We start from the raw sequence: 14,718 nt of genomic DNA, 5'->3' as shown, positions 1-14,718 counted from the left end.
TACAATATAATAATTACATAATGAATATTATCTATTATGCAATTATCCTCTCACTTCATGAATCTTATCCTTGTATATTTCAAACCACTGTTGCCATTCATCTTTAGAAAATTCTTTCTCTTCTCCTTCTAAAACGAAAGAAAAAAGATTTAAACAAATATGCCAACCAGCTACATCTCTCGGTGTATGATCTGTTAATTCATGAATGTACTCTTTAAGAAGTAAAAGGGTACCATTTTCCTCATTATGTATTTCAAATCTGACACGGTCTTTATCCCAAGTAAATTCAAGTACTGAGTTTAGTTGACACTCTAAAATATCAATATTTATGAATGAACCGTCCATCATGTCGAACTTTATTATTCCAGCAGTTTTAAGGCTTTCAATCTGTAAATTGGGCATCCATTTTTTCAGCTTACTGTTTTCTGTTAATACAGACCAAACTTCTTCTGCCGTATATGGAAATTGGCGTTCAAATTTTACAATATATCCATCAGTTAGTTTCCTAATTTCAGCTATCATTTTGATTGTCTCCTTATATAGAATATATGTTCCCATTTCATTTTACACGAATATAAATATAAAATAAATATTTATGTCAACGAAGTGTTAATTTAAAGTGAATGGTGCTGAGAAAAACTTAAATATTTTCTAAATCGAATTATATAATATTGAAAATTAAATATAGATTTATGTACAAATAAAAAAGCCGCATTTGCGACTTATGAAATCATAGGATTAACTCCTTTTTTGTTGAATGATTAGCGCTTAATCGCATCGACGATTAGCGATGGAAAACCAAGTTTATCGCCTTTATTTCTAGAATCATACCTTTTCGAACGGAAAATAACACCGTCGTTTGCATCCCATTCGTTGTAATAAAACCGACCATTTTCATCACAATATTCAAGTAAAACTACCTCGAATCCAGCAGTTTCAAACATTTTCGTTAATGTTATATAATTATGAACGATTTTATGACTTGCTGCTGGATGATCTTTCGGACCGGGGCCCCCTATTTGAACTATATTTTGATATGCCTCATCCTGAAAGAATGCATCAGGGACTCCGCACCGAATATGACCAGATGGTTTTAAAAATTCATAACAAATTTCAGCTGCTCTTACACCTTCTTCAAAAGTAAGGTGTTCCCATACATGCTCAGCTAAAATAGCTGAAATAGAGTTGTATTCAAATCTTCCTTCCCACGTAGCTTTATCTAGTAAGTTAAGTTCATCTTCTTGCGTTTGAATCCAACCTGGATTATTATTAAACACTCCAGCTCCGACAACTACTTTAATTTCGTCTTGTTTTATTGCCACCATGTTCACCTCTTGAATATTTTAATTCATTAACATATTCTATGTTTACTATTATCCTTCCTCCTTCAACAAATTTAGTAACATGAGTCCAGTACAATACCGAACTCATGTCCTAAAAACTCTCTAACGCAACGATCTGTCTAACTCTATAAAATTAGTTCATAATATACGATTTTTCTTATAGAAATATAGCACAGCAAACATTAGCATAATACCAATTACGTAAAAAATTGTTGTTCCACTCCCACCAGTATTAGGAATTACCCAATTATTCTTCGCATTTTTCACTGTTATTTTTTGTGTCTTTACTGCTTCTGTAATTTCTATTTCTATTGGACCTCTAAGTAACATGTATCCGTTCGGTGCTTTTATTTCTTTAATCGTATACTTTCCAATTGCTAATTGGTTGGAAATCACCTTTCCTTTTTCATCCGTTATTAATCTACTAACTTCTTTCCCTTCTTTATCTAACACTTGAAATACAGCGCCTTTTAGCTTTAATTCACTATCCATATCATCAACTTTTTCAATTTCAAATTGCCCAGTCGGATCTGGCAATTTCTTATTTCCTATTTTAATTTCTACTACTGCATCTTTTTCTATTTTTACAGTTATTTTTTCTTTTAATAATTCGTAACCTTTAGGTGCTTCTACTTCCACTACGGTATAGTTTCCTATTGGTAAGTCTTTTGATATTACTTCTCCTTCTTCATTTGTTACTAGTTCTCCAACTATTTTTCCTTTTGAATCTTCTATATGAAACTTTGCCCTTGCTAGTTTTTTATTTTTATCACTTATGTCTACTTTCACAAGCTTCATTTTCCCCATTGGATCTGGCAATTTCTTATTTCCTATTTTAATTTCTACTACTGCATCTTTTTCTATTTTTACAGTTATGTTATCTTTTAATAATTCGTAACCTTTAGGTGCTTCTACTTCCACTACGGTATAGTTTCCTATTGGTAAGTCTTTTGATATCGCTTCTCCTTCTTCATTTGTTACTAGTTCTCCAACTATTTTTCCTTTTGAATCTTCAATTTTAAACTTTGCTCCCTCCAATTTTTTATTATCATTATTACTATCAACCTTTTTTATTTTTACTTTTCCTGTACTAGGCTTGTTCCAATGTTGCCAGTTAAATTTGAAATTGTGAAATTCAAATCCACCAGTTTGTTGTACCGCACCGACAAATGCTTGTCCATTAATCGAACCGCCTTTTGTTTCTAATACAGCATTGGGGGCAAACACACTACCAACGACACCATATCCCTCTGTTATAATTTTTTTCGCATTTGGAAAAACCCAAATCACTTTCCCATATAGCTCAGTAAACGGGGAATTAGGAGAATATGGTTGTGATGTAGGAACTATATCTGTAGCCCTTCCAATATTGTTCGTGTCATATAGAATAGACCCATTTTTAAATGTAACCTCTGTTGCATCCGAATACATAACAATAAAATCTTTGTCCTTAGCATTTGGTAAAAATACATCTCTTATATCTAAATTAATTTTCCCTGTCAATTCTGATGAAACATAAATATTAGGATTGTTTATATCTTTTCCGATTCCATGACTCATATTTGGAATTGGGGTATTCGTTTTATATTGACCTGCATTTTTACTGACTTGGTTCACTATATTGCGAAATTCATTAAATTTCGCGTCAATTTCTAGTTTTTCTTTATAAACGATACGATCATAAGAGGATTGTATGATGCGATCTGGATCACTCTCTTTTGTCATTACGACTATTCCGTTTTGAATGATAAAAGATTCTTCTCTTGATTTCTTAAATTTTCCAGACAATAACAAGGACGGATATCCCTCATCACCCCATTTTTCACCTACTATATTAGATGTTCCCGCTGCAGCACCTACAATCGTATACCCCGATGCATCCATATCACCTTGAACTGCAATTGCTCCTTCAATGTCGCCACCTATTGCTTTATGGTTACCAAAGACAACAGCATTATAACGCGATATATCTCCTAGACCTTCTAAGTTAGTCGTGGATCCATATGCTTCTTTTGGTACATATACGACAAAACTTACACTTAACATTAACAAAACAATAAAATGAATACTTACCAGCTTTAATCGTAGCCTCAATTCCTTTGTTCCCACCTTTACCGTATTTTTTCTATAGTCGAATAAAATGAAATTTTTATTAATGATGATTTACTTCATCTCCTATATACCTTCTTTACTTATCTTTGAATTTCCGGTCCCACTTCCCATTAATACAGGATAAATACATACATTCTATCAAGTAAACCTTTTCTTATAAATTTCGACTAGAAACACACATAACAATAGGATTGTAACTATTACAGTCCACTTATTAAATATAACTATCTCTGTACTCACTTTTTGTTTTTCTTTCTCGTTTAACTCCACACGCTCACCTCGAACTAGCAATCTATTGGTGTTTATTCCATAAGGCGTACACGTAATTAAAGTTGTATAATCTTTATTTTGTACAATTTGTAGATCGTCCGTTTCGTGTGGTAACACTACTTTAATTTGATCTACTTTATAAGCAAGAACTTTGTCTAAAGAATGAAGATAAAAAAGATCTCCTTTGCTCAACTTATCTAAATCTGTAAATAATTTTGCTGATGGTAAACCACGATGCCCTGTTAAAATAGTGTGCGTATTTTCTCCACCTACCGGGAGCGAAGAAAAATCTAAATGACCTATCCCGCGACTCAATACTTCCTCAGAGGTCCCTTGATAGATTGGCAGTTTTATATTAATTTTCGATATTTCAATATACCCCATTACATCTCCTAAATTTAACGCATCAGCATACGCTTGATGATTACTTTTTTTTTCAGAAAATGGATCTGTAAATGTTTTCGCAGAAGTTTGAACTTGTTTATTATATTCGGCTGCTTCTTTTTCCCTACGTTCGACTTCTTTCTTTTGTAATGCTTTAATCTTCTTATCGTAAGAGCTAATCTCAGAATAATGTGCACGGGTCGCCAACCAATTACTAATAGTAGGATATAAAAAAATACCTAATCCAAATAAAAAAATACCTCCCAAAACAAGATTTCGTTTCATATTTCCACCTCTGTATATGCTTAAATATCGAAAAGAGGGAAGCATTTTGCTTCTCCTCTTTTCATATGGTTACATGTTCCTAAAATCTTAATTTCTAGCAAACTTTTTTCTAAAGAAAACAAATGCCGCTGTAAGCATTAAAGTAAGGCCTATTACAGTAAAAAGAGTCGTTCCTATACCACCCGTTACCGGAAGAATCCATCCACTTTTATTATTTTCTATCGTTAATTTAACCGTTTGATTATTTTCGCTAATCTTTACATCAATGGGGTCTTTTAATAATTGATAAGAAGTTTTTGTACCATCTTCTTTTGTATATGTCGGTGCTTTCGTTTCAAAAATTTGATAGTCTCCATATGGAATGTTAGACCATTTAATAACACCATTTTCATCTGATACACCTGTTACTTCTTTTCCTGCTACGACAACTATTTTTCCATTATTATCTTTAAGTACAAACTCTGCACCTTTTAATTTATTCTTATTAGCACTATCAATTTTTGTTAACTCAATTATTCCAGTTGTCGGAATAACAACTACAGGTTTAGATTCCTTTTCTCCAATTACATCATTTTTATTTGTAAAATGTATTTTTGCTGTATTTAAAATTTCCGAACCAGATGGTACTCCTTCTTTTACTTGGGATTTAATTTGCAAATGAAATTCTTTTTTACCATCTAATTTTGTGAAATCTTTTACTGTAGCTGTTACTTTTTGACCTTCTATAGCTACCTCAACAACGTTTGCATTTACTTCTGCTCCATCAATTTTCACGATTGGCTTTCCTTGAATCACTAAACGATTATCCAAAGTATCTGTTACCACATATTTTTTGTATTCCTTAATGTCTTCTGGAATTAATGTTTTAATATCATAATTATAATTAGTTAACGGATTTATTGGTAACGCTTCCAATTTTCCGTTAATTTTTTTATCAATTGTTGGTTCTTCATTGTTTTTCACTTCTATTTTAACTACTGTACCAGAAGTAATAGTTCCATCTTCATTAATTGTTCCGGAGTTCTTAACAAAAAACTCACGTTTAGTTGGATCTATTACATAGCCTTTCGGAGCTTTTGTTTCTTGGAAATAGTATTCTCCATACTCCAATCCTTGCACTCGGATATGGCCATTAGCATCTGTTGCTAACTCTTTTTTCACTTCTGTACCGTCTTTTTTAAATAAAGAGAATACTGCACCTGCTAATGCTTTTTCATTTACACCAGTTTTTATTAAATCCACTGCACCACGTTTAATCTCATTTTTGGGATACATGTGAACATCATAGTTTAGCACCTTACCCTCTTTATTCGTTAATGGGATATCCACTGTATACGTATTGGGATTTAGATTCACATGTGGAGGTCCTGCCACTTCTTTCACCTCATAACGTCCTAGCGGAAGATCTTTTAATACAGCTTGTCCGTTATCATCTGTTACTACTTGATTTGGAGTGGCTCCCATTACAGGTTTCACGTCTTCTTTTACGATTTTCCCATCGTTTGAAATTTTTTCAAAAGAAGCAACCCTTTTCACTTCAAACGTTACACCTTTTAATGGTTTCACATCTTTTGGCACCTCTTGATTTGCAGAACCGTCACCTTCTAGTCCCTGCGCTCCATCTTTTTCTTGTTCATACTTATGAATCGTTAAAGTACCTTTAGATGGTGAATCTGCCTTTACTAATACACTAGACCATGTAGAAAATGTTAAGAATAACACTAAAAGCACACTAAATATTTTTTTCATTTCTCTTATCCCCTTTACTACTTCTATCATTTTAAAAATTTCTTTATTACTATTACCTTCTTAAAAGCAATAGTGTGCCAAGTATCAGATTTAAACGAATAACATAAAACATAGTCGTCCAACAATCCATTGTTTACAATCACTTATTCACTTTTCTTATCTTCTATTATTACGTTGTCTCTCCACATGATATATGTAATTTTCTCCCCTAAATTACACGTATATCCCTATTTCAAGAATCATTACATTTGTTACATAATAGCTTTCACTGCTAATTTCGACTAGTCACTTACTGTCAATCTATTCATTTCTCACTTCCTATCCCTATTTAAAATCCAATCTTAATCATTTTTTAATACATATAAGTAATAACCAACAAATAAGTTTGACGATTCATATTTTACGTTACTGTCCAAAACTATTACTTGTATATTCAAATAATATGTGCTATCCATGTTAAATTATGGTATTATTCTTAGAAGTTTATAACTTTTATTTATATTTTTTATTGATAAAGGTTTTCCGTATCTACTTATGAAAAAGGAATATATGTTTATTTAACTATTACGCATAACTGTAAGGAGGAAGAATATGACTAAAAAACTCAGTCTAGTTGAGATAGAGTACATTTGCAATATGTTTTTTCAATCTTTCGAAATTCCAGTTTGTTTTTTAGATTGTAACAAAAATATTCTTTTAGAATTTAAATCAAAAAATGATTCACATTCGTTATATACATCAAAAATAGAAGAGTTACATATGCTTTTTCAGAGAAATGATACATATAATTCCCCCATCTTCAGAACTCACGAATATCTAGGGCACTTTATTTTAATTCACATAAAGAGCGATTATATGGTGAACGGTACTGTTATTATTGGGCCCTTGACACATGTGAATTCTTCTACAAGTAAAGCGGATAGTAACCTTAATTTTATTCCAAATTATAAAAGAACAAGAGACCATTATTTTTCATTGTCAGTCAAAGATCAAAATTTCTTTGTAAATATAGCGATATTGTTCTATAACATTCTCTATAAAAAAAATTCAGATGTAAGCACCTTTTCAAATAACAGTGACTCACTTCATATAAGTCATAGCAGCATCTTAAACGAAGATGTATATATTTCAATGCAAAAAGATGAATCCATTTATCATAATTTATATATAGAGCAGCAACTACTTAGTTCTATAGAAGAAGGGGATAAAGAAACCGTACTCAAATATTATTACGAATTCCAACAAGAGACTCTTTCATCTTTATCTTCATTCCATCAATTAAGACGTCATAAAAACATTTGTATTTCATCCATCACGCTCGCTACTAGATATGCGATAAAAGGGGGACTTCCATCTGGGATTGCTTACAAAATTTATGATTTACATATTCAAAGAACAGAAGATTTAAAAGACAAAGAATCTGTTTGGGATTTATTAAAAAATGCTTTTTGTACCTGTGCAGACCGTGTAAAGGCACAAAAAACACAGCAACATTCACAGACTATTGCTATTTGCAAAAACTACATTTTTAAAAATATTTACAATCCAATATCTGTTAAACAACTTGCTAAATTTGCAAATGTGAATTCAGATTATTTATCTATATTATTTAAAAAAGAAGTCGGTATTTCATTAATTGAGTACATTCAGCGTGAACGAATCGAAGAAGCAAAGAAATTATTAACTTTCACCACCTATCCTTTATCAGACATATGCGCTTCGCTTAATTTTAGCGATCAAAGTTATTTCACTAAAATTTTTAAAAAATTCACCAATGAAACACCTGGTAAATATCGAAAATCTCATGTTGTCATTTAGAGTGAAACTTCCATTAAACAAAATGTTTTCAGTAACTCATCAATGGCAGATTAGAAGCACTCCCAGATTCATGAACTATAGGATTTATGCTTTTTCCAAACCAAAAAACACGTTACTATTCTTTTATTTTAATGAGAATAGTAACGTGTTTTTTATGTAATGTAGTTTTGTAGACAGAACATGATCCAACTACAAATTTTTATAGAAGTCAAATGCACCGCTTAACTACTAAAATCTTATTAAGTAAAAAATCCATATTTTGTTTTACTTACTTTCTACTTTATTTCTTTTGAATAATGAACTCTTTTCTTCAAACGAATAATCCCTACTATTATTTTTGTATCTTTCTAAATTTGCGAACCAAAGTGAGTACTGTGCCTACAATAATTATCAATATGCCGATTGCTGCACTGTTAGTTGTACTTACACCCGTCTTTGGAAGCTCCTTATATGTATATTCTTTTTTATCGCTATTACTGTTGTTTGAGATATTACTCTTATTTTCCTTATTAGCAAGGCCATTAGCTTTGCTAGTTTCTTTATCTTTCACTAATACTTTTTGTATTGCATTTACCTCATTACCCACGGAATCTCTAACACTATATATTATTTCATAAGTACCAGCTTTAGTTGTATCTATAGTTCCTTCATACGCTACTTTAGAAATAAGGTCACCGTCCTCTTTATCAGTAGCTGATACCCCTACCAATGGATCAAATTGATCACCCTCAGTAATTGAAGTTGTAGCAGGTACTTTTAGTATTGGTTTATCATTTTTAACTTCTTCTCTAACTTTGACCGTTACAGTTTGCTTCGCCGTTACTTCATGACCTTTAGAATCTGTAACCGTGTACGTTAATACGTAAGTACCGGCTTTAGTTGTATCTACTTCACCATCAACTTTGATTTTAGAAGTGAGATCACCGTCTTCTTTATCGATAGCTAATACTTCTGCCATTGGAACAAATGAATCTCCAACATGAATTGTCGCTCCAACAGGCACTGTTAATTTAGGTTCTAAATCTGATGTTTCTCCATTTCCCTCTACAATTACAGTCTGTGTTGCCGTTGCATTCCGCCCTTGAGAATCAACAACCATGTATTCCACAATGTATGTACCTGGTTTTGAAGTATCTACATCGCCTTTATGCTTTACTTTATTTGTTAAATCACCATCTTCTTTATCAACAGCTTTTACATTTCTCATTGGATCAAACGTATCACCTACACGTAGTGTAATCGTAAACGGTACAGTTAACTCTGGAGCTTGGTTTTCTGCTGTTTTTTCGTTCTCTTTCACCGTTCCTGTAATTTTTGCCGCATCAAAAGCATTTTGGACTGCTTGAACTTCAATTGAGTTCGCTCCATATTTATTAGTTGCCACTTTAAGGCATGCCAATTTCAATTCAGAGAAATTAGAAGTCATATTTAATTCATCAGTATTTGCATAATAGAAAATATCAAACATTCTATCTTCACCAATACCATTTACATTTACACCGTTATGAGTACCACCTTGTGCCATTAAATACGCAACTTTATTAATAATACTTGAGTTAAAATGAACGCCTCCATAATCCTCTCCATTTAAATCATTATATTTACTATAATCATCCGGATACGGTAGTCCTTCTGAAAAATTAATTGCAGTTGGATTTTTCATATTACGAAAAGTCGATCCAGTTTGTTCTCCTATTGTCCAGTTAAATTCCCCATTATTTATGTATTTCTCTATAGCCGTTCCCATAATATCCGATAATGCCTCGTTAATTGCCCCAGATTCTCCTGAAAATTCAAGGTTAGATTCACTTGATGTAACTGCATGTGTAAATTCATGACCGGCTATATCGAACGCTTTTACCATGGGATCTCCATATAAAAGCATACTAATGTTATTAATATTAGTACTAAATGCATTCTCCCAATTTTCAGGATCATTTGTTCCTCCAGAATCCCATGCATGTACAACTGAAACTACTTTTTTTCCTTTATTATCAAAACTATTACGCTTATATTTTTCTTTATAAAAATCGTATACCTTTGTTGCTAAGAAATGAGCGCTTACCGCCTTTGGATCATTAAATGTTGTTGAAACACTAGTTGCTAGTATACCAGGATAATAACTTTCTTCATTTGTAATATCTCTATAATTTACATCATATGTCTCAATTCCTTGTCCTCTTGTGTAATCAGCAAGCGCATAATTCCCACTGGTCTGTTTAGAAATACCAAATGTACGAGTTACGCCTAAATCATCTTTTCCTGTTCCAGTTAATGATGTAAAATTGCTAGTTTTATTTTCCTTAACGGATTCAACATACTCTTCACTTATTTTCAAACTTGATTCTTGTACCATATCTTTTAACATTTCACCATTATGAGCATTCACTAAATAAGTTCCAGATACATAATTTGGTGTTGTAGCAGCAAATGTAACTTGATATGCATTGCTAGCCTGCCCATGATTTTCATCAACAAAAATAACTGCCTTAACTTCTGGCTCAGAAATAAATTTAGTATCGTTTCCGTACTTTTTATAAATATATTGTTTTGCTTCTTCTTTTGATAAATTAATAGGTTTCTTTAAATCTTCTTGTGTTAAATTTTGTGCGCTAGCTCCTGAAATGCTTTTAATAATACCTTTTTTATCTACGTGAGCAGTCAACTGGTGGCCATATACTTCTTTTCCTTCATATATTTGTTGCATGCGCACAAGTGTAGTTCCATCATAAGAACCACGTTTTTGAAGAACCTTGTAATCTACTCCTGTTTCTGCACTAACTTGTTTTGGAGACAAAGCATGCTCCGTATTTTCCTTAAGTGCATCTTTCACTACATTCTCTGGTGCCTTTTTTGATGGTTGTGTCAGATCACCTGTACGGAACGAATCCTCTTGAATTTCAACTTGCATTTGACCAGGTTCCTCTGCATGCCCTACTCCATATGGTGTTACACTTGTTAAAACGAATCCTGTTGTTAATGCAACTATAGCTATTTCTTTTTTATTTCCCATGATATTTACCTCGTATAAATTTCTATTATTTATATGAAACTGCTAAAATGTATACAATCTATTCCTAACATAAAAAGATGACTTTTGTAATCTACAAAAGCCACCTCTTCAATATGTAATATCCCTAAAATGTTTTTAATACATAATTTCTATACGAACAGAAAAAAGCATTCATTAACGAGCATTTTGCAATACTTTTATTAAGTCATTTATATTTTCAACTTTCTGCTGAAACTGATCAAGTCTGCTATGTAACAATGAAGGATTTTTATCTTCAGTTGAAATAACTTGTTTTAATTCGTTTTCTAATTTATCATACATATCAAAGAAATTATCAAATTCTACACTTACAAGCTCTTCATTTTCGCGATAGAATCTTTTTGCTTCTATATAAGTCATATATGATTTATTTAAAAATCCTAATGAAATTAAATATTTAGAAGTGTTTTCTTGATAAATAGCAATATCACACGCTATTTTAATATCAGAATAAGTCTTTTGAACGAGACAATGCAATTCAAAAATCTTAAACTTTAATCCATTATTCATTTCATCCCCTCCCATCGTATCTATTCTACATAAAATTAGAATATTATACAAAGAAAATTATTAGCATGAAATTGACAATTTAAAAAATAACTTAAGGATAAACAAAATCCCTCTCATTATAAATTATAGTTGCGGAGCATTTACCAACATAACAGCAAAATAAAAAGCGAAAAGAATAAATCTTTCCGCTCTTAGAGTAATAAATACATTTCATATTGCGCTAAAGAATTCTTTTCAAATCCACATTTCTTAAGAAAACCTTCCAGTAAATTATTGTTAGGAAACCCAATTGATAAACTTGATAAATTTAATTCTTCTCTTGCTACTTGTAATAATTTCATCCCAACACCAATATTTCTATAATCTTTGTCTACGAAAATAAAACTAATTTTACCTTGTTTATTTACACATAGAGAGCCTTTTAAGTCATTATCGACATATGCACCATAAAATACATTATTTGTTTTTTTGATATAATCAATATCATTTTGCCAATTTATATGGAAGTTTAACCATTTCTGAATTTCATCTTTAAAAGTTGGAAATTCTAATTGTTTTACTTCAATATCCTTACAATCTTTATTCATTATTTTAGTCAAATCATTTAAATTATAATAAGAAAGATCGTACACTTTTTCATAGCCCAACTTATTATAAAAATGAATCGCTCGGTCATTTCCTACAATGACTTCGAGAAAAAGTTGCTTACATCCATGTTGAATCGCCTCTTCTTTATGCAGTTCAAATAATTTTTGACTCACACCAATACCGCGGTAATTAGGATGAACCGCTAATGTTCCACAGCGCATAGTCTTAATACTTTCATAATCCTTTATACCACCTAGTATTACGCCAACAGGTTTGCCTTCTTCTAAAGCAAGAAAAGAATGTTCTAGCAAATTACCTTCTGGTCCCAAAAAACGTTGTATAAAATCCCCTTTTGAAACTTCCATTTTAATAATGTAATCTGAAAATCCAACTTTAAAAGCTTCATATACTAAATCAATATTTACATCACTACACCTTTTATATTGAATCATAATATAATTATGCCTCCAATTACTTATGTTAAAACCCTCTAACTATCTATTATTTACTACATTAATCTCATAAACACGTAAAAAGGCAATTAAATGCTCACATGCTCTTTCGCATGCTAGCATTTTAAAAATTTTTTGTTCTTCTTTCGTTTTATCATTTGCTTGATCTGAAGCAGCTTTTAAACAGAGAAATGGTTTTTTATTTATTTGACACACATAGGCGAAAGCTGCTACTTCTTGATCAACTGCCAATGCTCCATATACGGTATGGAGTAAATATCTCATTTCTGAACTACGAATACGTTGATCTCCGGATAAAAATGTACCGAAATGTATTGGATCATATGATCGTATTTTTTTTATTCTTCTTACAAGTGATTTTGTTGTTTCAATAGGTGCTGTTCTACCGTTATATAAATTAAAAACATCTTCCCCTGAGCCAGCTGCAGTAACATCGTGTTGTATTGCGTTTAGTGCCACTACAATATGACCGTTTTTCACCTTGTTTGATAAACTTCCGCATATTCCTGTCATAAACAACTCATCTGGCTGAAACTCACTAATTAACAATTGTACACAACTAGCGCAGCTTACTTTACCGACACCAGTAACAACTGATATAATTTCCAGCTCATTAATAGTATGAAAATGAAATTCCCAAGCTGCTCTTTTTTCAACACGTTCACTCGGATAATGTTGATGCAAATACGTCAGTTCTGGTTCCCATGCAGATACAATTGCAATACGTTTCATTACACGCTTCACTTCCCCTATTGTCATTTAAATAAGTTATCTATACTTTCTCGTTCATAATCTGGAATCCATTCTTTGTATTTCTTATATGAATCTCGTATTATTTCTTTATTCTTCGCAATTACTTCACATCCTCTATCATCATACATAAACATCACAATATCTTTCTTTGCATTTATGAGAAATACATCTGGATAAGAGATTTCTTTTTTTCGTCCAAATCGAAGATACAGATCAGAAAAATCCTCATGATTAGCAGCTTGTATCAGCGGTTCATATTTAATATCTTCCGCAAGACATTTAAAAGAAAATTGATATGTACAATATAAAGTGAAACTTTAATCAGTGGGGGGTCTTACTGCCCGGCAAATAGCGGGATAAATCTGCTTCTTCATCTTCAAATAAAAACGGTAATGTTTCTTATCTTATATGAAATCTTAAATCTCTTTTCTTAATATATTTATTGTATATATTTATTTTCTGTGAAGTTTTTATGTTTTCCTTTTTAAATCTATAAACATTTGTCACTACAAACACTACATCTTCTTTTGAAAATATGTCTTCAAAGTTGAGAAAAGTATTCCATATTTAAATCGTCGGTTTCTTCTACAATTTGATATTTATCTTTTCCGAAATCAAAATGTAAATGATTTTCCCACTGAGAATATAAGTAGGGTCCTAATGTAACTCCTGGAAATGTTTGATTCATATATTCTTTTAATTGCATTTCCTTGTCCTTTCTACTGTACAATTCTTTTTAAATCCCAATATGCTTCTTCTAGCCACGGATGTATAACTTTCAATGTATCTTTCCTTTCCCACAAATATGAAATATATACAAAAGCTGCTTTTTCCAAAGATTTTCCCAATTCTTTTTTTATTTCTATTAAATATGGTGGTGTCCCTTTTTGATCCCATTCTATTTTATCTGCAACAAATAATACTAAATCCATCTTCGTTGCATGTTTACGCAACGTTGTATGGCAACAAATTGCATTTAAAATCTCTTCATCTTCGACTTTAAATATTTCTTTTGCGATTACCCTCGATAATTTTTGATGAATAATCATAGGAAACTTTCTTTCCGCTTCCACTATTGCTACACCAAATTCTTCAGCAACTGCAATCCGCTCCTCGTTTGGAAAAATGCCACTAATATCATGTAAATATCCTGCAATTGCTGCTTTTTCTTTATCTACGTGAAACTTTTCTGCAATCTTTTTTGCCTCATTTGCCACACGAATTGAATGTTTATATGTAAACTCTTTATTATATTTTAGTAGAAAAGCTTTAATATCATTGTCTATTTTTCCAGTTGGAGTAAATGAATATATATCATTACATAACATAGAAAATCCCCCTTATAACTAACTTTCATTATAATGTGGAATCTAAATATCCT

At 31.6% G+C, this 14,718-nt stretch carries 11 protein-coding genes and 1 pseudogene; 1 reads left to right on the top strand and 11 read right to left on the bottom strand.

Annotated elements, in window-relative coordinates:
- Positions 1–42: 42 nt before the first annotated feature.
- From AC3WVZ_RS11245 to AC3WVZ_RS11225, 5 genes are all read right to left on the bottom strand, one after another.
- The gene (locus tag AC3WVZ_RS11245; RefSeq protein WP_000559863.1) at positions 43–522 is read right to left on the bottom strand and encodes an SRPBCC family protein; all 480 of its coding nucleotides are present in this window, start codon (positions 520–522) and stop codon (positions 43–45) included.
- 239 nt (positions 523–761) lie between these two features.
- A complete protein-coding gene (locus tag AC3WVZ_RS11240) occupies positions 762–1,325 on the bottom strand; it encodes a class I SAM-dependent methyltransferase (RefSeq protein WP_000225731.1) in 564 nt (187 codons plus the stop codon).
- 156 nt (positions 1,326–1,481) lie between these two features.
- Entirely contained in the window at positions 1,482–3,437 is a 1,956-nt protein-coding gene (locus tag AC3WVZ_RS11235; RefSeq protein ID WP_233936368.1) for a SpaA isopeptide-forming pilin-related protein, read from the bottom strand.
- 156 nt (positions 3,438–3,593) lie between these two features.
- The gene (locus AC3WVZ_RS11230) at positions 3,594–4,394 is read right to left on the bottom strand and encodes a class C sortase (RefSeq protein WP_079004367.1); all 801 of its coding nucleotides are present in this window, start codon (positions 4,392–4,394) and stop codon (positions 3,594–3,596) included.
- 87 nt (positions 4,395–4,481) lie between these two features.
- Positions 4,482–6,143 carry an LPXTG cell wall anchor domain-containing protein gene (locus tag AC3WVZ_RS11225; protein ID WP_000719303.1) on the bottom strand — a complete coding sequence of 554 codons (1,662 nt, stop codon included), beginning with the start codon at positions 6,141–6,143 and terminating at the stop codon, positions 4,482–4,484.
- Positions 6,144–6,734: 591 nt separating this feature from the next.
- On the opposite strand from AC3WVZ_RS11225, the gene AC3WVZ_RS11220 reads away from it, so the two are divergent.
- On the top strand, positions 6,735–7,961 hold the full coding sequence (locus AC3WVZ_RS11220; RefSeq protein WP_233936367.1) for an AraC family transcriptional regulator: 1,227 nt from the start codon (positions 6,735–6,737) through the stop codon (positions 7,959–7,961).
- A 331-nt stretch (positions 7,962–8,292) separates the two neighbouring features.
- Here AC3WVZ_RS11220 and AC3WVZ_RS11215 read toward each other — a convergent pair whose 3' ends face one another.
- The 6 genes and pseudogenes from AC3WVZ_RS11215 to yqeK form a co-directional block, all read right to left on the bottom strand.
- Positions 8,293–10,974, bottom strand: a complete 2,682-nt coding sequence (locus AC3WVZ_RS11215) for a M4 family metallopeptidase (RefSeq protein WP_000527065.1) — start codon at positions 10,972–10,974, stop codon at positions 8,293–8,295.
- A 174-nt stretch (positions 10,975–11,148) separates the two neighbouring features.
- Positions 11,149–11,523, bottom strand: a complete 375-nt coding sequence (locus AC3WVZ_RS11210) for a hypothetical protein (protein WP_001059022.1) — start codon at positions 11,521–11,523, stop codon at positions 11,149–11,151.
- Positions 11,524–11,714: 191 nt separating this feature from the next.
- The gene (locus AC3WVZ_RS11205) at positions 11,715–12,563 is read right to left on the bottom strand and encodes a GNAT family N-acetyltransferase (RefSeq protein WP_000617041.1); all 849 of its coding nucleotides are present in this window, start codon (positions 12,561–12,563) and stop codon (positions 11,715–11,717) included.
- A gap of 42 nt (positions 12,564–12,605) precedes the next feature.
- Positions 12,606–13,343, bottom strand: a complete 738-nt coding sequence (mtnN, locus tag AC3WVZ_RS11200) for a 5'-methylthioadenosine/S-adenosylhomocysteine nucleosidase (protein WP_000151939.1) — start codon at positions 13,341–13,343, stop codon at positions 12,606–12,608.
- A pseudogene (locus AC3WVZ_RS11195) lies at positions 13,340–14,043 on the bottom strand (DUF3885 domain-containing protein). The gene mtnN and the pseudogene AC3WVZ_RS11195 overlap by 4 nt, the downstream one beginning before the upstream one ends.
- 13 nt (positions 14,044–14,056) lie before the next feature.
- Entirely contained in the window at positions 14,057–14,665 is a 609-nt protein-coding gene (yqeK, locus tag AC3WVZ_RS11190; protein WP_025689453.1) for a bis(5'-nucleosyl)-tetraphosphatase (symmetrical) YqeK, read from the bottom strand.
- Between the last annotated feature and the right edge of the window lie 53 nt (positions 14,666–14,718).

It is taken from the genome of Bacillus sp. CPT56D-587-MTF (assembly GCF_058792335.1).
Note: the sequence above shows the minus strand (reverse complement) of the source record. Positions and strands in the feature narration are given on the sequence as shown.